The organism is uncultured Cellulomonas sp. (genome assembly GCF_963527515.1).
GTDB lineage: Bacteria > Actinomycetota > Actinomycetes > Actinomycetales > Cellulomonadaceae > Cellulomonas.
The window spans coordinates 43355-61397 of sequence record NZ_CAURTV010000001.1 but is presented as its reverse complement, the minus strand read 5'-3'; the positions used below and the strand labels follow the sequence as shown (position 1 = coordinate 61397).

The following is an 18043-nucleotide window of genomic DNA, read 5'->3' as shown; positions in this document are numbered from 1 at the left end:
CGGGAGCTCCGTGTGCCGAGCACACCACCACGACGCTCACTTCGACCCCTGCGCCGGCAGGACCACCAGCGCGAACCGTCCAGTCGCAGCCCGCGTCGCCAGCGCCGGACCGTCCTCGACCGCCGCCACCACGTCCGCGACCACCAGGCCGTTGATGTCCGGTGCGCCGACCCGCGCCACAGTGGCAGCGATCGACTTCGGCGTCCCGTCCACGGGGTCGGCCGCATGCGGTGGTGCATCCACGACCAGCAAGGCCTCGCCCGCGGTCAGACCGCCGGCCGGCACCCGTTCGACAGGCAGCGGCAGCGGCACCAGGACCTGGCCCGGCCCGACGACGCCCGCCGAGGTCACGTCGGTCCGGGCGAGCAGCGTGCCCTTCGCCAGGAAGGCCGCGGCGACCTGGCCCACCACCTCGCGCGCGTCGCCGGCCGGGACCGTCTCGACGGCCGGGTCGACCGCCACCGCCGTCGTCGCCAGATCGTCAGCGGTGATCGGTGCGCCGTAGGGCACGTCCGCGGCCATGACCACCACGTCCACGCGGTGCCCCGAGCTGGAGACCAGCCACACCGCGGCCAGCGCACCGATGACCACCATGACGATCCCCGCCACAACGAACAACGGTCGACGCCGACCATGCGTCGCCACCACGCGCGGGGCGCGCAGCTCAGCGCGTGCGGGCGCGCCGTTCAGCGTGGACTTCTCACTCGTTGCCGTCATGGCAACCTCCCCCTGCAGGCGGGCATGCCGCCGGTCACTACTCCTGGGTGATGAGCACCTGCATCTCGCCGATGCGCACGCTCGCCGCGGACTGCCGCGTCACCGTCAGGGCACCCGAGGCACCCCCACCGGTCCACGTCACGTCCCACGTCGTCGTCGCGGTAACTGGGAACGCCTCGTTCGGCTGCCCGGCGGACGACTGCTCATAGATGTGCTGGCACGTCGGCGACGTGACACCACCCGTGTAGTACGGCGTGCCCGGGTTCTTGCACGTCTCGGTACGCCCGTCGCCCATATCCCACTCGATCAGCCGCGCCTGCGCGGTAGCGGTCACCGACAGACCCGGCACGGCTGCGGTCGCCGAGTTCGGCCCCCACGTCGTCGGACCGACCTCGGTCCACAACCACACGGGCAGGCCGACCAATCCGTGCTCGTCGCCCTCGATCGTCATCCGGATCGCTGGGCCGGTCAGCGCCAACTGTGCCAAGGCCTGCTGCGCCAGTTGGGCGGGCGTCATGGTCGTTCCGCCATATCCCGGCGGATCAGTAGGGGCCCACTCCCAGCCGTCGACGCCGTCCGGATGGGTCGCCGCGCACGCGACGGAGTAGACCGCGCCCTCGGGAAAGTGGCCTCCCCAGATGACATCGGTTCCGGGCGGTTGATGCTCGAGCTTCTTCCAGTAGCAGTCATCGCCGTCGTTGAACCAGCCGAACTGGTCATGGGAGCACGGGACGCTAGCTCCGGTCGATGACACGACGCAGGCGCGCGTTCCCGTGCCGCTGTCGCCGGGCTGGCTCGGCTGGCCGGGGTTTCCGGGTTGCTCAACTTCGATGACGCAGAACTGCTTTCCGGGGTCACACCGAACCCCGCCCGCTGCGACGGCTGCGGTTGCAAGCCCCCCGACGAGGGTGCCCGCCGCGAGGACCGTAAGCACCGCGGTCAGCACGGCTTGTCCCGGTCGACGACCGAGGTGCGAATGGTCCAGCGGCCGTCATAGAAGTACGCGGTGGAGTTGGTGAGCACCCGGGCGCTGTAGCCGGGTGCGAGCGCGGATTCTCCGGTCGCGGTGAAGATCGGTGTCCACGTTGAGGCATCAACGCAGTCCACGATCGCGGCGGTTCCTGCTTCACCGGGGACCACATTGGAGACTCGCGGAGCGAGAACCGGTCGTCCGGTGACCGCGATTCCGTCCTGTCTGAATTGGAGTACGGACGCCTGGACGTCGGTGAGAGCGGTGTCGACTGCGTAGGTCAAGAGCTCGGGTCCGGGGTCCTTTGTCGGGTCGGCCCATGCGGCAACCTTGGCGCTCCAATAGCCCTGGTACGCCTCGAGGATGGCTGCTTCGGCGGCGGCAATGGTCGGGTCGACCGACGAGGTTGGGCTGACTGTCGATGTCGGGGTAGCCGTTGAAACGGAAGGGGTTGGACTGGGTGTGGGTTCGGGTTGCGTGCACGCGCCGAGGAGGACCGCGACGACGAGCAACCCTGCGGCGGTCGCGGTCCCCTTGGTGATCTGTCGATATCTCATCGGCAAACACCCGCCCCCTGACGGCACCCGCTCGTGCGCGCACCGCTCGACGACTGCGTCGGAGCGCCCATTCCATACCCAAAGGGGTGAACCGCACTAGTCGGAACCGTCAGACGGTGCATGACTGAAGACCTCCCCATGCGCATAGGTGTGCCACACGATGCGCAACGCGCGAGGCGTGACCCGGGAATCTGTGGATGAGGCTCAGCCGGCACGGCGCTGTGGACACGCCTCGGTCGCCGCTTCCTCTGCGCGACGGGCGGCGAGGACAGGGGAGCGGTCGGAGTGCCGGCGCGTCGCCATCAGCGCCGCGCGCACGACGGACGACTCGACCACCGACGATCCTTCGGCGACGATCCGCGCCAGCACGCCCGGCCAATCGCTGGTCCCGCGCAATGCGATGGTGAGCCGACGAGCCTGCCACGCCGGAACACCCAGGGTGCTTGCCATAGCCCGCCACCCCGGGAACCGCGTGCGCTCGTCCACTCGTGTCGAGCTGTCGAGCACCGCAGCCAGGATCTTCGTCGCCATCTCTTCGTTCCACCCCACGAGCATCAGCGCCCGTCTCGCCGCATCCGCCAGCCCCGCGACCGGGATCAGCTCGGACGGGTCAGGATCCTCGGTCGTCGGCTCCCAACCGGCCTCGAGGAGCAGGTCGAGGCTCACCGCCGGTCCGGCGGCGCCGTCGCGCGACGCGAGCTCGAGCTTCCACGCCCGCCGGTCGTTGGTCGCGAACCGTGCGGCGACGATCTCGCCGAGCAGCTGCCGCCGGGCGACCTGCCCGAGGATCCCCCACGGAGAGGTCGCGGTGCGCAGCGCGGGCTTGGTGAGCTCCACCCACAGCGCCTGCCACGCGGTCGCCTCGGCCTGGGACGCCGCCGCACCGCGCAAGCCGACGCTGATCGCCAGCGGGCGAACGATCCGCTCACGCACGTAGTGCAGCAGCGCGGTACCGGTCGGTCCGTCCCAGCCCTCGATGTCGATCACGGACAGCAAGGCGAGCAGCGATGCACGATCTCGGACGATCGATACGTCGCGCCCGAGTTCGTCGCCGGCTCTGGAATCCGGTGTCGTGGTCATGCTCGCCTCCGGTGTCGTCGATGAACGCACCACAGGCTCGCGAGACGCGATAGACCGACCGATCACACGCGCGGCCCCGCGTCGATGTGATCGATCCGTCTATCGATGCGGGGATGCCTCACAGGGCGAGGCCGGAACGATCACACGCACGTGACCAGCGCGGTCACGACGGGTGAACCCTCGATCAGCTCCCGCACGCACCGTTGAGGAGCGCATGCCGGCCGCTCGACGATCACGCAAGTACTGGGGCCGTCGTCGCCGCAACGTGATCGATCGGTCTATTGCGGGGGCGCATCGTCGTGCCTGTCAGGTATGACCAGGTGCTGTCGGTGCACGGCAGCGTCACCACGAGGAGCAACCATGACGACATCGCCCATCGACGTGCAGCCGACCGAGTTCATCTCGGTGGCCGACGTCGCCGCGGAGCTGAGGGTCACGCAGAGGTTCGTTCGCCGGCTGATCGCTGACGGTGAGCTGCACGCCGTCAAGATCGGCAGCCGACTCGTCAGGATCCGGCGCGACGACCTGGAGGCGATCCTGCGCCCCGTCCCGGTTCACCGCCCGAACAGTCTCAAGCCGTGAAGCTGCGCGGTTACGCGCGGCAGCGTGAGTACACCAGAGTCCTGCGACTCGCGCCGCGCATCTCGCGCACCGCAATCGAACAACCGTTCGATACGATGGGATCGTGACGGGACGGCGAGAGGTGGCAAACCGGGAGATGCCTGCGCGCGTGCCCACCAAACCGCAGGGCAACATCGCCGTCATCGCCCGCGTGGCCTGGGCTGACGGAGCCGAGGAGTGGCGACCGGCGCGAGCCGTGCGATGGACAGACGCACACGTCATGGTGGCCTGGCGCGACGATCCGTCCGACTCCCGCTCAGAGCGATACGAGTGGCTCAGGGCGGGCGACGTCGCCCGCTCCGTGAGCTGGCTCGTGCCCCCGTCGTCCACCGGGACGAAGTCCCAGTAGTCGACGACATTCGGCACGGGTCGAGCGAAGCGACCGTCCCTCAGCTGTTCGCGGCTGCGAACTTAAGCAGTAGGAAGCCGACCGCGATTCTGCGAGCGCGTTGTAGGCCCAGCGATCCGACCGGCCGCCCTTCGAGGGAGTGGGCCGCTTCGGCGGCTCATGGTCGCGCCGTCTTGCGCCGGCGACTCGCTGCCGCCGGCGCACGGTTCGTACTTGTCCTCGACTACCACCTCGTGGGGTCGAGTCGGGCATGCCGAGGAGGCTCTCGATCGAGCGTTCGGAGTGCCGCCACTCACTTGGCATGCTCGCCCCATCGGCGTCTCGAGGGGTCCTCTGGAGCGCTGTATCGAATCCGCGTGCCGTCATGGACGCGAACCAGCTGGCGATCCCTTATGACACGTATATGACACGCCATCGCGTTCTAGCAGGTGAGACAGGTGCCCCGAGTGGGATTCGAACCCACACTGGATCGGGTTTGAGCCGAACGCCTCTGCCGGTTGGGCTATCGGGGCCGGGCAGCAGGATAGCCGCCCAGCTCACCGCGGGTGGTGCCCGGCGTCGGGCGCGCGGACCCGGCTCACGGTGAACGGCCCCGGCTGCTCGCCAGCGGCACGCTCCCCGAACTGGCTGTTCACCACGAGCAGCGACCGGCCCACGAGTGCGGCCGTCGTCGGGTCGTCGAACCCGGGGTCGGTGGTCCGGTACACCACCGTGCCCGAGGTCAGGCGGCGGTCGAGGGCGATCGTGACCACGTACCCGACGTCGCCCTGCCGCTCGACGGCGTAGAGCGTGCGGCCGGTCAGGACCAGCCCGTCGCCGGCGACGGTGCCGCCGGCGAGGTCGATCGGCCGGACCGAGCCGTCGGCGAGCCCGATCCGGAAGAGGGTCGCGGTGTTCGACTGGGCGACGACCGCGTACCGGGCGTCGGCCGAGACGGCGATGCCGTTCACGTTGAACCCAGGGCGGTACTGCAGCGGGGTGCGGGTGAAGTCGAGGAACGTCGGCAGCATCTCCACGGTGGTCGTGCGGCGGTCCTGCGCGGCGATCCGGTAGAGGACCGGGCGCAGCGAGTCGGTGACGTAGACGTCACCGCGCGGGCTGATGGCGATGTCGTTGAGGAACGTCGGCTCGCCGGTCGGGGCGACCGTCCACGACCCGGTGAGCTCCCGGGTGCGCACGTCGTACGCGAACACGCGGCCGGTGGCGCCGCCGGCGACGAACAGGGTGCGACGGTCGACCTTCATGCCGACGGCGGACGTGCGGCCGTCGGTCCCGCCGAGCAGGAAGGGCGTCGCGGTGGGGGAGCGCAGGTCACCGCGGTAGACGGTGCCGTCCGTCGTGCTGCCGACGTAGTAGGCGTCCCAGCCGACGGCGATGCCCTCCGGGAAGATGTCGTCGGCCGCGGGGCCAGCCGGGTCAAGCAGGTAGCTGGTCGGTCTCTCGTGCGCACCCGCAGCGGGAATGGCCACGCCGAGCAGGAGCAGGGCGGCGAGGGCCGTGCGGACGGATCGGTGGCTGCGCATCGTCGGGCCTCCTCGGACGTGTCCGTTCGCCTCCGAGGCTACGACGCGGACGGGCGGGAGTCACCGGCGAGCACGCGCGTGGGCCGCCTCACAGGCGTATCTGCTGCGAAGCGGGCGGCGGCGCCCACTACTCTGTGCAGGTGAGCACCGACGCGACCCCCGAACCCACCGAGGCGGCCCCCGCCGCCTTCGACCTGAGCGCGCCTGCTCCCTCGGGCGAGCCGACCCCTCCCGCCACGGCGCGTCCTGCGCGGCGTGCGGTCGTGGCCGAGGACGAGGCGCTCATCCGCATGGACGTCGTTGAGACGCTCCGCGACGCGGGCTTCGACGTGGTCGGCGAGGCCGGTGACGGCGAGCAGGCCGTGCAGCTGGTCACGGACCTGCGGCCCGACGTCGTCGTCATGGACGTGAAGATGCCCGTCCTCGACGGCATCTCGGCGGCCGAGCGCATCGGCAAGGCCCACCTGGCGCCGGTCGTGCTGCTGACCGCCTTCTCGCAGAAGGAGCTCGTGGAGCGGGCGCGCGACGCCGGCGCGATGGCGTACGTGATCAAGCCGTTCAGCCCGGCGGACCTGCTCCCGGCCGTCGAGATCGCGATCTCCCGGTACGCGCAGATCAGCGCGCTGGAGTCCGAGGTCGCCGACCTGGCCGAGCGGTTCGAGACGCGCAAGCGCGTGGACCGCGCCAAGGGGCTGCTGATGACCAAGATGGGTCTGACGGAGCCGGAGTCGTTCCGCTGGATCCAGAAGACGTCGATGGACCGCCGGCTCACCATGCGCGAGGTGGCCGACGCGGTCATCGAGCAGGTGGGTGGCGCGTCGTCCTGACGCGGTGCTGACCAGGCCGGCCGGAGCGATCCGGCCGGCCTTCGTCGTCCTCAGCGCAGGGACACGTCGACCACGAGCGCGCGGTGGTCCGACAACCCGGTGTCGACCGAGCGGGCCGGGCCGGCGGGCTCGACGCGGCCGTCCGCCAGGATGTGGTCGAGCTGGCGGTCCGGCTCGCTCACGGGGAACGTCGCGGCGGTCGCCAGCGACCGGAGGCCGGAGGAGCGGACCGCCTCGTCGGCCTCGATGTTGAGGTCGCCGAGCAGGACGAGCGGGCGCGGGTGCGGCTGCACCATGGTGACGAGCCGGCGCAGCTGCCGGCGGTTCCAGCCGGGGATGTAGGTCAGGTGCGTGGCGACGACGGTGAGCGCCCCGGCGGGGTGCTGGACGACGGCCACGAGCGCCGCACGGGGCTCGTCGCGGACGAGGGTCGGCCAGCGCGCGTCCGGCCAGCGCACCGGTGCCCGGCGGCGCAGGACAGGCAGCTGGTAGACGTGCCAGCTGAGGACCGGGTGACGGCTGAGCAGGGCGATCCCGTAGCTCGCGAGCGCGGGCTGGCGGTCGCCCGTCGCGGCGGTCCACAGCCCCGGCTCACCGTGCAGGGTGGCGACGAAGCGGTGCTCCGGAGCGCCCATCGCCTCGGCGGCGACGACCGTGAGGTCCGCCCCGTGGGACCGCGGCTGGTCGCGGTCCACCTCCTGGAGCGCGAGGACGTCGACGTCCAGGTCGCGGACGGCGTCGGCGAACCGTCCCACGTGGACCTCGCCGTCGGCGAGCGACCGACCATGCAGGATGTTGAAGGTTGCCAGGCGCACCCTGGTGATTCTCCCGGCCGACCTGCGAGCCCGCCCGTCGGCGTGTAGACAGTCGTTGCATGAGCCAGCAAGGGGCCCTCGTCGACCCACCCGACGACCGCACCGCCCTCCAGGACGGGCTGCGGCTCGTCGCGGTGGCGCTGACGGACGCGAAGATCCCGTTCGCCCTCGTCGGCGGGTACGCCGCCTGGGCGCGCGGTGCGCCGGAGCCGAGCCACGACGCCGACTTCGCGGTGACCCCGGAGGACGTCGACCGCGCCAAGGAGGCGATCGCGGCCTCCGGCATGGACGTGGAGCAGCCCGCCGAGAACTGGTTGTTCAAGGCGTTCCACCACGGGCAGCTCGTCGACGTCCTGTTCCGGATGGTCGGTGAGCCGGTCACCCGCGAGCTGCTGGAGCGCAGCGACGAGCTGGAGGTCCTCGCGGTGCGGATGCCGGTGCTCCAGGCCACCGACATCGTCTCGGCGAAGATGCGCGTGCTGGGCGAGCACGCGTGCGACTTCGGGCGGCTGCTCGCCATCGTGCGGGCGCTGCGGGAGCAGATCGACTGGCCGCGGGTGCGGGCGGACGTCGCCGGTCACCCGTACGGCCGCGCCTTCCTCTTCCTCGCCGACGAGCTCGGGATCACCGACGCCGGCACCGGAGGGGCCCCCTCCGAGGTAGCTCCCGGAGCGGCTGCACCGGCGTCCTGAGCAGCACGGGCAGCCGGTCGGGCGTCCAGATGCCGGTGTTACTGGTTGGTCACAACTCGGCAACAACCCGCCGTGAGACGTCCCCATTCACATCTCGGACACAAACAATGAGTACCTTCGCGCCACACCTGCTGGATCCCTACCGGGTTCCCGCGGATCGCAGTACTCACAGAGGGGTACCAGGCATGATTCGTTCGACCCACGTAGTCCGCGCCGCCGCCTTGGCCGGCGCTGTCGCCCTCGCCCTGACCGCGTGCAGCGGCGCCGACGAGCCGGCCGACGGCGAGAGCTCCGCAGCGCCCACCGCTTCGGGCCCGCTCAAGATCGGCTCCCTGCTCCCCGTCACGGGCAACCTCGCCTACCTCGGCCCGCCCGAGATCGCCGGCGTCGACCTGGCCGTCAAGGACATCAACGACGCCGGCGGCGTCAACGGTGTCCCGGTGACCGTCTCGCACAAGGACTCCGGCCCCACGTCGGACCTCGCGACGATCGGCACCCCGTCCGCCAAGGCGCTCATCGAGGAGGGCGTGCACGTCATCATCGGCGCCGCGTCCTCCGGCCTGTCGCTCGGCGTCGTCGGCCCCATCACCGACGCGGAGATCGTGCAGATCTCGCCCGCCAACACGGCGGCGGACCTGTCCGGCATCAGCCCGTACTACTTCCGGACGGCTCCGCCGGACGAGGTCCAGGGCCAGGCGCTCGCCACCCAGATCATCGCCGACGGCCGCAAGTCGGTCGGAATCCTCGTCTTCGACGACCCGTACGGCACGGGTCTGCGCGGCTTCGTCCAGCAGAACCTGGAGCCCGCGGGAGTCTCGGTCACGTACGGCGCCGAGGGTGCGGGCCAGGACTTCCCGCCGGAGCTGTCGGACTACTCCACCGAGGTGGGCGAGGTCGTCGCCTCGAACCCCGACGCGATCGTGATCATCACGTTCGACGAGGTCCGCGTCATCGTCCCGCAGCTGGTCCAGGCCGGCTACGACATGTCGAAGGTCTACCTCGTCGACGGCAACGTGGCGAGCTTCAAGCAGGACCCGGCCGACTCGGCGAAGTTCTTCTTCGACCCGGGCACCATGGAGGGCGCACAGGGCACCAACCCGGGCGCCAACCCGACCGACGAGTTCAAGGCCCGCCTGCTCGAGGTCAACCCGGACCTGAAGGACTTCAACTACGGTCCCGAGTCCTACGACGCGACCATCCTGGCGGCCCTCGCGGCGGTCAAGGGCGGCTCGAACGACGGCCCCACCGTGCAGGAGAACATGGCGGCGGTGTCCGGCACGACGGACGGCGAGGAGTGCGCGACCTTCGCCGAGTGCGTCGAGCTGCTCGAGGCCGGTGAGGAGATCGCCTACCAGGCCGTCTCCGGTGTCGGTCCGTTCAACGAGAACAACGACCCGTCGTCGGCGTACGTCGGCATCTACAAGTACGACGCCGAGAACGTGCCCGTGTGGCAGAAGGCGGAGTTCGGCGAGGTCAAGGGCAGCTGACACCCGTCAGCCGCGCATGACGCGGGCCCGGTGGGGGAGTAATCCCCCGCCGGGCCTTCGTCGTCGCCAGGACGGTACCGTCGCCAGGGCGGCACGAGAGCCGCCACGAGCAACGAGAGAGGCCCGGCCGGGACGTTCTCCGGCCGGGCCTCTCTGCGTGCTCTCAGTCGTCCGTGGCGATCTCGTCGGCCGCCAGCGTGCCGAGGTACAGCTCGACCACCTTCGGGTCGTGCATGAGCTCGCGCCCGGTCGCGGTGTAGGCGTTGCGCCCCTGGTCGAGGACGTAGCCCCGGTCGCAGATCTGCAGGGCGCGCCGGGCGTTCTGCTCGACGATGATGATCGACACACCCGCCCGGTTGATCTTGCGGGTCCGGATGAACGTCTCGTCCTGACGCACGGGGGACAGGCCCGCGGACGGCTCGTCCAGCAGCAGCACCTTCGGGTCCATCATGAGCGCGCGGCCCATGGCCACCATCTGGCGCTCGCCACCGGACAGGGAGCCGGCACGCTGGCCCCGGCGGTCCTTGAGGTTGGGGAAGAGGTCGACGATGAAGTCGAGCCGCTCCGCGAACTTCCCGGGCTTGAGGAAGCCGCCCATCTGGAGGTTCTCCTCCACGGACAGCGACGGGAAGACGTTGTTGTTCTGCGGCACGCACCCGACGCCGCGGGCGACGAGCGTGTTCGCCTTGAGGTTGGTGATGTCCTCTCCGCCGAGCGTCACCGAGCCCGAGCGCACGTGCACGAGGCCGAAGATCGCCTTGAGCAGGGTCGACTTGCCGGCACCGTTGGGACCGATGATGCCGACCAGCTCGCCGGGGTAGAGGTCGAGGTTGCAGCCGTTGAGGATGTTGACGCCGGGGATGTACCCGGCGACCAGCTCGTCGGCGCGCAGCAGGGGCTCTCCGCGGTCCACGGGTGCAGGTGCGGGGGCGGGATCGGTGACGGTCATTCCGTGGCCTCCTCGGCCTCGAGCTGTTCGAGCACACCTTCGGCCATGACGCTCTCGTCACCGAGGTCGGTCTCGTGGTGGGCGCCCAGGTAGGCGTCGACGACTGCGGGGTTGGCCATGACGGCGGCCGGGGGCCCCTCGGCGACGATCTTGCCCTCGGCCATGACGACCACCCAGTCGGCGATCCGCCGGACCATCTGCATGTCGTGCTCCACGAACAGCACCGTGGTGCCCTCGTCGCGCACCGTCTGGATGTGCCCGAGCAGCGACTGGGTGAGCGCGGGGTTCACCCCGGCCATGGGCTCGTCGAGCATGACCAGCTCCGGGGTGGCCATGAGGGCACGGGCCATCTCGAGCAGCTTGCGCTGGCCGCCGGAGAGCGACCCGGCGAAGTCCTCGCGCTTGGTGTCGAGCTTGAATCGCGCCAGCAGCACCTCGGCCTGCGCGGTGATCTCCCGCTCACGCGCGATCCACAGCGGCTTGACCAGGGACGTGAAGAACCCCTCGCCCGGCTGCTTCGTGGCACCGAGCTGCATGTTCTGCAGGACGGTGAGGCGGGAGAGCGCCTTGGTCAGCTGGAACGTGCGCACCATGCCGGCGCGGGCGACGCGTCCGGCGGGGACCCCGTTCAGGCGCTTGCCGTTGAACTCCCACGTGCCGGAGTTCGGCTTGTCGAACCCGGTGAGCAGGTTGAACAGCGTGGTCTTGCCGGCACCGTTGGGGCCGATCAGCGCGGTGATGGCGCCGCGCTGGACCTCCAGGTGACGCACGTCGACGGCGGTCATGCCGCCGAACCGGCGCACGACGTCGTCGGCGACGATGATCGGGTCGGGCTTGGCGACGCCGGGCTCAGGCGCGACGCCCGCCAGCGCCTCCGCCGCGGTCCGCGCGATCGGGGCGGGGGAGGACAGCTCAGCGGACATCGAGCATCAGCTCCTTCTTGTCACCGAAGATGCCCTGCGGGCGGTAGATCACCAGGAGCATCAGCGTGATGCCCACCAGGATGCCCGCGAGGGGCTCGAGCTGCTCGGGCTTCATGACGGACGGCGGCAGCAGGTCGCGCATGACCGTCTTGATGAGCATCAGCGCGACGAAGAAGATCATCGAGCCGATCACCGGTCCCCACAGGGTGGCGGCGCCACCGAGCAGCAGGATGGTCCAGATGAAGAAGGTCATCGAGCGGCCCATGGCGTCGGGCTGGACGCTGGCCGGCATGACGAACAGGATCCCGGCGAACCCGGCCATCGCGCCGCCGAGCACCAGCGCCTGCATCTTGTAGCCGTAGACGCCCTTGCCGAGCGACCGGACCGCGTCCTCATCCTCACGGATGCCCTTGAGCACGCGCCCCCACGGGCTGGACATGAGGCGCCACACCAGCAGCACGGCGAGCAGCACGACGACCCACGCGACGATGCGCGTCCACCAGCCGTCGCCGACGTTGTTGGAGTAGTTGAACGGGCCGAGGGCCGTCCGGCCGTCCGGCAGCACGGACAGGGCCAGGAAGTCCTGGTTGAACCGGCTGGCGGGGATGCCGGCGGCGCCGTTGGTGAGGTCGGAGAACACGGACGACCGACCGGTGAGGCGCACGATCTCGGCCGCGGAGATCGTCACGATCGCGAGGTAGTCGCCGCGCAGCTTCAGCGTGGGTATGCCGAGGATCAGGGCGAAGACCACCGCGCAACCGACGCCGACCAGCGCGGACAGGGCGAAGCCCTGCTCGGCCTGGGCCGTCGCGGCGAACCCGTACGCGCCGACGAGCATGAAGCCCGCCTGACCCATGTTCAGCAGGCCGGTGAAGCCGAAGTGGATGTTGAGGCCGATCGCGGCGAGCGCGTAGGCGGCGGTGGTGGGGGCGATCAGCTCGCCCGCGGTGAGGGACAGCAGGTCCGACCAGTTCATGGGAGTCTCCTAGCCGACCCGCTCGGCGCGGCCGAGGATGCCTTGAGGTCTGATGAGCAGGACGAGGATCAGGATCAGCAGGGCGACGGCGAACTTGAGGCTCGACGGCAGCCAGAGCGTGGACATCTCGACGACGACGCCGATGATGAGCGACCCGATGAGGGCGCCGTAGGCCGTACCCAGACCGCCGAGCGTCACCGCGGCGAACATGAGCAGCAGCATCTGCAGCCCGAGGTCCCACGAGGCCCCGTTGAAGGCCAGCGCCAGGAGCGCGCCGCCGAGACCGGCGAGGCCGGTCGCGAGGATCCACACCAGCCGGATGATCTTGTCGACGTCGATCCCGGAGGCCGCGGCGAGCGCCGGGTTGTCCGAGATCGCGCGGGTGGCCCGGCCGGTGCGGGTGCGCTGCAGGAAGAGCGCGACGCCGACCAGGACGACGGCAGCGCAGCCCATCGCGATGTACGAGGGGATCGACAGCCGGATCGGACCGACGCTCCACGCCTTCGCGATGGACGGGAGGACCTGCAGCGTGCTCCCGCCGAAGCGGAACTGGAACAGGTACTGCAGGGCCAGGGACAACCCGATCGTGACGATCATGAGCTGGACGAGGCCGACTCGTCGCCGGCGCAGGGGTCTCCAGATGACCACGTCCTGCAGCCAGCCGCTCGCGGCGCTGATGACCACCGCGGCGAGGACCGACAGGACGATCGGCCAGTGCAGCTGGATCGAGAACACGAAGGTCAGCAGGGCGCCGAGGGTGACCTGCTCGCCGTGCGAGAAGCTGGACAGCCCCGTGGTGCCGTAGATCAGGGACAGCCCGACAGCGGCCAGCGCCAGGATCAGCCCGTACCGGATGCCGAGCGCGAACTGCTGGAGCAGCCGGGTGGGGGTGACCGTGCCGGTGGCGGACGAGCTGCCGCCGGTGCTCGGCGTGGTGTCGAGGACGAGGTTGAAGTCCACGGTCGACGACGCACCGACCACCGCCAGCTGCTCGGTGGGGTTCTCCGCCGACTCCGCGAGGGCCGCCGTGCTCGGCAGGGTCGACTCGTCGAGCTCCACCGTGTACCGGGCCCGGCCGGGGATGGCCACGGACCAGGTGCCGTTGGCCGCGGTCGTCGTCTCCTCCTCGAAGTCCTCGTCCTCGTCCGACACCGTGATGGTCACGCCCTCGACCGGTCCGGCGGTGTTCTGCAGGGTGCCACCGATGCAGCCCGTCTCGGCGTCCGCGACGCAGGGGGTCGCGGCGGCGGCGAACGCGGGACCGGCCTGCAGGCCGATCACCCCGAGGAGCGCCGCTGCGAGCATGCCGAAGGCGATCAGCAGTCGAGTTCTGCGGGGCCTGTCCGTCGTCGCGACAAGCGGCACGGTGGGTCTCCGTCCAGGTTCTAGGGGGGTCGAGCTCTCGCACGTTCCGACGCCGTCGTCGAACGCGCGACGCCTACCGTGTGGCAGGACGATAGGCACGGATTGTGTCCTGTTCATTTCGCCATGGCGAGTCTGCGGGTGCTGCGGATGTGTGCGTGTCGGTGATTTGTGGTCGGACGTCCAGCTTTGCGCGGGCGCCGGTACGGTCTGTCCCCGTACGGGGACTAGGTATTTCGGTGCCCCTGCGTCATGATCGAGGCGGCGGCATCGCGGGCAGAGGTGACGCCACCCCGACCGGATCCCCCTCGTCCCGTCTGGAGGTACTGCTGCCGTGCGTCTCGGAGTGCAAGTCCGCGAAGCCCTTCCGGGCGACCTGGAGAGCCTCGTCGCGCTCTGCCTGGCGGCCCGCCGCGAGTCGGCGGTCGGCTCACAGCTGTGCACCGACGACGCGGACCGCCTGCGCGACCAGCTCGGGGCGCTCCTCGCGGTACCGGGTGGACGCGTGCTGCTGGCGCTGCTCGACGACGAGCCGTCCGGGCTCCTGCTTGCCCGGTTGGTCGGACCCGGACCGTTCACCGACGTCGTGAGCCTCGACATCGAGGCCGTCTACGTGGTCCCGGCGGCCCGCCGTCGTGGACTGGGCCACGCACTGCTGGTCGGCGCCGTGACCGTCGCTGAGGAGTCCGGCGCCACCGAGCTCTACTCCTCGCCGCTGCCCGGGTCCCGCGGCATGCAGCGGTTCCTGGCCCGGCTCGGCTTCGCCCCGGCGGCGTCGCACCGCGTCGTCACCACGTCCGGGCTGCAGCGCAGGCTCGCGCACGAGCACGGAGCCGGTGTAGGCGGCACGCTCCGCCGGTCCGGTCCCCGCGGGCTGGAGGACCTCATCGCCCGGCGCCGGCAGGTGCGCGAGGCACGCCAGCTGCAGGCGGAGGAGCCGGTGCCGACGGCCCGGGCGTCCGGAGCCGATCAGCCGAGGGCGGCGTCGATCAGCATGCAGGTCAGCCGCGCGGTGCAGACGGGGCGTCCCTCCTCGTCCACGACCACCACCTGGTAGGTCGCCAGCGTCCTGCCGAGGTGCAGGGCGGTCGCGGTCCCCGTGACGAGGCCTGACCGCGCCGAGCGGTGGTGGGTCGCGTTCAGCTCGATCCCGACCGCGGCGCGCCCCTCGCCCGCGTGCGCCATGGCGGCGATGGAGCCGAGCGTCTCGGCGAGCACAGCGGAGGCCCCGCCGTGCAGCAGGCCGTACGGCTGGGTGTTCCCGGCCACCGGCATGGTGGCGACGGTGCGCTGCGCGGAGGCCTCCGTCACCACGATGCCCATGCGGTCGATGAGGGTGTCTGTGAACGTGGAGAGCAGGGCTGGCGATGGCGTGGTGGTGTCGGACATGACAGATAGGTTGGCACCCGTGAGCGACGCACTGCCAGCGGTCCCGCCGGCCACACCCGGAACGCCTGCCCGACTCCTCCTGATCGACGGTCACTCGATGGCCTACCGGGCGTTCTTCGCGCTCCCGGTGGACAAGTTCGCGACGTCGTCCGGAGAGCCGACCAACGCGGTCTTCGGGTTCTTCTCGATGATCGCGAACCTGCTGCGCGACGAGGAGCCGACACACGTCGCCGTGGCCTTCGACGCCGGGCGCACCACGTTCCGCACCGAGGTGTACGAGGCGTACAAGGGCAACCGCGACGCGACGCCCGCGCCGTTCAAGGGGCAGGTGGCGGTGATCGAGCGGGTCCTGGAGACCATGCACATCCCGTCGCTGACCAAGCCGCAGTTCGAGGCGGACGACATCCTGGCCACCCTGTCGGTCCAGGCGCGCGCGCAGGGCATGCAGGTGCTCATCTGCACGGGAGACCGGGACGCGCTGCAGCTGGTCAACGACGACGTCACGGTGCTCTACCCGGTCAAGGGCGTCTCGGAGCTGGCCCGGATGACGCCCGCGGCCGTCGAGGCGAAGTACGGCGTGCCCCCGGGGCGCTACCCCGACCTGGCGGCGCTGGTCGGGGAGACCAGCGACAACCTCCCCGGCATCCCCGGCGTCGGTCCCAAGACCGCGGCGAAGTGGATCACGCAGTACGACGGGCTCGACGGGATCCTCGCGGCCGCGGACCAGGTGGCCGGCAAGGCGGGGGAGTCGCTGCGCGAGAACCTCGAGCAGGTCCGGCTCAACCGCCAGCTCAACCACCTGCTCACCGACCTGGAGCTCCCGCTCGGGCCGGAGGACCTGGCGGCGCGGCCGTGGGACCGCCCGGCGCTGCACGCGATCCTCGAGGAGCTCGAGTTCCGGGCCATCCGCGACCGGCTCTTCGCGATGCTGCCCGACGAGGCCGGGGAGGGCCCGGGCACGGTCGCCGCTGCCCAGCTCGACCTCACGGTCCTGGGCTCGGGCGAGCTCGCCGCGTGGCTCGCGGAGCGGTCCGGGCGGGCGCTGGGTGTCGACGTGCGCGGATCGGGCGCCCCGGCCGGCGGTGACGCCTGGGGGATCGCCGTGGCGGACCCGGAGGGCCAGGCGGCCGCCTTCGACCTCCAGGAGATCCACCCTCCGGACGAGACCGCCCTGGCGGCGTGGCTCGCGGACGCGTCGGCGCCGAAGATCGTGCACGCGGCCAAGGAGGCGTGGCACGCGCTCGCCGGTCGTGGCCTGCCGCTGGCGGGCGTGGTGTTCGACACCGAGCTCGCCGCGTACCTGTGCCAGCCCGACCGCCGTGCGTACGACCTGACGGACCTGGCGATCGGCTACCTGCACCGCGAGCTGGGTGCCGAGGCGACGGACGGTGCGCAAGGAGCGCTGGACCTCGAGCTGGACGGTTCCGACGAGGGCCGGCGGGCCGCGGTGCGTGCCGCGGCGGTCCGGGACCTCGCGGACGTGCTCGGCGGGGAGCTGACGGACCGCGGTGCGACCTCACTCCTGGAGGGTCTCGAGCTACCGCTGGTGGACGTCCTGGCACGCATGGAGCGCACCGGCATCGCGATCGACTCCGGCTACCTCTCGGGCCTCGAGAAGGCGTTCGACGGCCAGGTGCAGAACGCCGCCGCGGAGGCGTACGCGGTCATCGGTCGCGAGGTGAACCTCGGGTCGCCCAAGCAGCTCCAGGAGGTGCTCTTCGACCAGCTGGGCATGCCCAAGACGAAGAAGATCAAGACGGGCTGGACCACCGACGCCGCGGCGCTCACCGACCTGTTCGCGCGGACGCAGCACCCGTTCCTCGAGCAGCTGCTCGCGCACCGGGACGCCATCCGGCTGCGGCAGACGGTCGAGGGGCTCCTGCGGTCCATCGCTCCCGACGGGCGGATCCACACCACGTTCCAGCAGACGATCGCCGCCACGGGACGGCTGTCCTCGGCGGACCCGAACTTGCAGAACATCCCCATCCGCACGGAGGCCGGCCGCCAGATCCGGCGCGCGTTCGTGGTCGGCGACGGCTACGAGACGCTGCTGACCGCCGACTACTCCCAGATCGAGATGCGGATCATGGCGCACCTCTCGGGTGACGAGGGGCTGATCGAGGCGTTCCGCTCCGGGGAGGACCTGCACAGCTACGTCGGGTCGCGCGTCTTCGGCGTGCCCACCCACGAGGTCACCCCGGCGATGCGCTCCAAGATCAAGGCGATGAGCTACGGCCTGGCGTACGGGCTGTCCTCGTACGGCCTCTCGCAGCAGCTGGCCATCGAGGTGTCCGAGGCCGCGGCGCTCATGCAGGACTACTTCTCCCGGTTCGGCGGCGTCCGGGACTACCTGACGGGGGTCGTCGACGTCGCCCGGCAGACCGGCTACACGGCAACGATCCTGGGACGGCGCCGCTACCTGCCGGACCTGACCAGCGACAACCGCCAGCGCCGGGAGGTCGCCGAGCGGATGGCCCTCAACGCGCCGATCCAAGGCAGCGCGGCCGACCTGATCAAGGTGGCGATGCTGGGGGTCGACCGGGAGCTCGCCGGCCGGGGCCTGCGCTCACGGATGCTCCTGCAGGTGCACGACGAGCTCGTGCTCGAGGTCGCGCCGGGGGAGCGGGACGAGGTCGAGGCGCTGGTGCGCGAGCAGATGGGCGCCGCGGGCGACGCTGCCACGGACGGGCCGCTGGACGTGCCGCTCGACGTCACGGTCGGTGCGGGCGGGTCCTGGCACGACGCCGGCCACTGACACGTCCCTCGATCGTGCGGATTCCTGGCCTTTCGGGAGGTTCGTCGTAAG

At 70.8% G+C, this 18043-nt stretch carries 17 protein-coding genes and 1 tRNA gene; 6 read left to right on the top strand and 12 right to left on the bottom strand.

The window, feature by feature from the left end; all coding sequences use genetic code 11:
• Window positions 1-36: 36 nt before the first annotated feature.
• The 4 genes from RYN42_RS00280 to RYN42_RS00265 all read right to left on the bottom strand — a co-directional run bounded on the left by RYN42_RS00280 (window position 37) and on the right by RYN42_RS00265 (window position 3231).
• Window positions 37-717 (bottom strand): SAF domain-containing protein, encoded by a 681-nt coding sequence (locus tag RYN42_RS00280; protein WP_315092730.1) that lies wholly within the window; start codon window positions 715-717, stop codon window positions 37-39.
• A gap of 37 nt (window positions 718-754) precedes the next feature.
• Window positions 755-1663 (bottom strand): hypothetical protein, encoded by a 909-nt coding sequence (locus RYN42_RS00275; RefSeq protein ID WP_315092729.1) that lies wholly within the window; start codon window positions 1661-1663, stop codon window positions 755-757.
• Window positions 1657-2244 (bottom strand): hypothetical protein, encoded by a 588-nt coding sequence (locus RYN42_RS00270; protein ID WP_315092727.1) that lies wholly within the window; start codon window positions 2242-2244, stop codon window positions 1657-1659. Before RYN42_RS00270 ends, RYN42_RS00275 begins: the two co-directional genes overlap by 7 nt.
• A gap of 204 nt (window positions 2245-2448) precedes the next feature.
• Window positions 2449-3231, bottom strand: coding sequence for a hypothetical protein (locus RYN42_RS00265; protein ID WP_315092725.1), 783 nt, complete (start codon window positions 3229-3231; stop codon window positions 2449-2451).
• A gap of 453 nt (window positions 3232-3684) precedes the next feature.
• Here RYN42_RS00265 and RYN42_RS00260 point away from each other — a divergent pair, with 453 nt between their 5' ends.
• On the top strand, window positions 3685-3906 hold the full coding sequence (locus tag RYN42_RS00260) for a helix-turn-helix domain-containing protein (protein WP_315092723.1): 222 nt from the start codon (window positions 3685-3687) through the stop codon (window positions 3904-3906).
• Between the two features lie 826 nt (window positions 3907-4732).
• On the opposite strand, the gene RYN42_RS00255 is transcribed toward RYN42_RS00260, so the two are convergent.
• A tRNA-Leu gene (locus RYN42_RS00255) sits at window positions 4733-4806 on the bottom strand.
• A 24-nt stretch (window positions 4807-4830) separates the two neighbouring features.
• A complete protein-coding gene (locus tag RYN42_RS00250) occupies window positions 4831-5817 on the bottom strand; it encodes a hypothetical protein (protein WP_315092721.1) in 987 nt (328 codons plus the stop codon).
• Between the two features lie 140 nt (window positions 5818-5957).
• Between RYN42_RS00250 and RYN42_RS00245 the strand changes: the two genes are divergently transcribed.
• Window positions 5958-6644: an ANTAR domain-containing response regulator gene (locus RYN42_RS00245; protein WP_399552349.1), complete on the top strand. Its 687-nt coding sequence runs from the start codon at window positions 5958-5960 to the stop codon at window positions 6642-6644.
• 50 nt (window positions 6645-6694) lie between these two features.
• On the opposite strand, the gene RYN42_RS00240 is transcribed toward RYN42_RS00245, so the two are convergent.
• Window positions 6695-7459, bottom strand: a complete 765-nt coding sequence (locus RYN42_RS00240) for an endonuclease/exonuclease/phosphatase family protein (RefSeq protein WP_315092718.1) — start codon at window positions 7457-7459, stop codon at window positions 6695-6697.
• A 59-nt stretch (window positions 7460-7518) separates the two neighbouring features.
• On the opposite strand from RYN42_RS00240, the gene RYN42_RS00235 reads away from it, so the two are divergent.
• Together RYN42_RS00235 and RYN42_RS00230 are read left to right on the top strand one after the other, a co-directional pair.
• Window positions 7519-8151, top strand: coding sequence for a nucleotidyltransferase family protein (locus tag RYN42_RS00235; RefSeq protein ID WP_315092716.1), 633 nt, complete (start codon window positions 7519-7521; stop codon window positions 8149-8151).
• A 185-nt stretch (window positions 8152-8336) separates the two neighbouring features.
• A complete protein-coding gene (locus RYN42_RS00230; RefSeq protein ID WP_315092714.1) occupies window positions 8337-9638 on the top strand; it encodes an ABC transporter substrate-binding protein in 1302 nt (433 codons plus the stop codon).
• Between the two features lie 163 nt (window positions 9639-9801).
• Here RYN42_RS00230 and RYN42_RS00225 read toward each other — a convergent pair whose 3' ends face one another.
• From RYN42_RS00225 to RYN42_RS00210, 4 genes are read right to left on the bottom strand one after another with little or no spacing between them, the layout of a single operon-like run.
• Complete coding sequence (locus RYN42_RS00225; protein WP_315092712.1) at window positions 9802-10587, bottom strand: ABC transporter ATP-binding protein; 786 nt, start codon at window positions 10585-10587, stop codon at window positions 9802-9804.
• Window positions 10584-11510, bottom strand: a complete 927-nt coding sequence (locus tag RYN42_RS00220; RefSeq protein WP_315092710.1) for an ABC transporter ATP-binding protein — start codon at window positions 11508-11510, stop codon at window positions 10584-10586. The genes RYN42_RS00225 and RYN42_RS00220 overlap by 4 nt, the downstream gene beginning before the upstream one ends.
• Window positions 11500-12486, bottom strand: a complete 987-nt coding sequence (locus RYN42_RS00215; protein WP_315092708.1) for a branched-chain amino acid ABC transporter permease — start codon at window positions 12484-12486, stop codon at window positions 11500-11502. The genes RYN42_RS00220 and RYN42_RS00215 overlap by 11 nt, the downstream gene beginning before the upstream one ends.
• Before the next feature lie 9 nt (window positions 12487-12495).
• The gene (locus RYN42_RS00210) at window positions 12496-13851 is read right to left on the bottom strand and encodes a branched-chain amino acid ABC transporter permease (RefSeq protein WP_315092706.1); all 1356 of its coding nucleotides are present in this window, start codon (window positions 13849-13851) and stop codon (window positions 12496-12498) included.
• 343 nt (window positions 13852-14194) lie between these two features.
• Between RYN42_RS00210 and RYN42_RS00205 the strand changes: the two genes are divergently transcribed.
• Window positions 14195-14905, top strand: a complete 711-nt coding sequence (locus tag RYN42_RS00205) for a GNAT family N-acetyltransferase (RefSeq protein WP_315092704.1) — start codon at window positions 14195-14197, stop codon at window positions 14903-14905.
• Here RYN42_RS00205 and RYN42_RS00200 read toward each other — a convergent pair.
• Window positions 14818-15237, bottom strand: coding sequence for a hotdog fold thioesterase (locus RYN42_RS00200; RefSeq protein ID WP_315092703.1), 420 nt, complete (start codon window positions 15235-15237; stop codon window positions 14818-14820). The genes RYN42_RS00205 and RYN42_RS00200 overlap by 88 nt on opposite strands.
• Between RYN42_RS00200 and polA the strand changes: the two genes are divergently transcribed.
• Window positions 15236-17992, top strand: coding sequence for a DNA polymerase I (polA, locus tag RYN42_RS00195; RefSeq protein WP_399552348.1), 2757 nt, complete (start codon window positions 15236-15238; stop codon window positions 17990-17992). The genes RYN42_RS00200 and polA overlap by 2 nt on opposite strands.
• Window positions 17993-18043 lie beyond the last annotated feature (51 nt).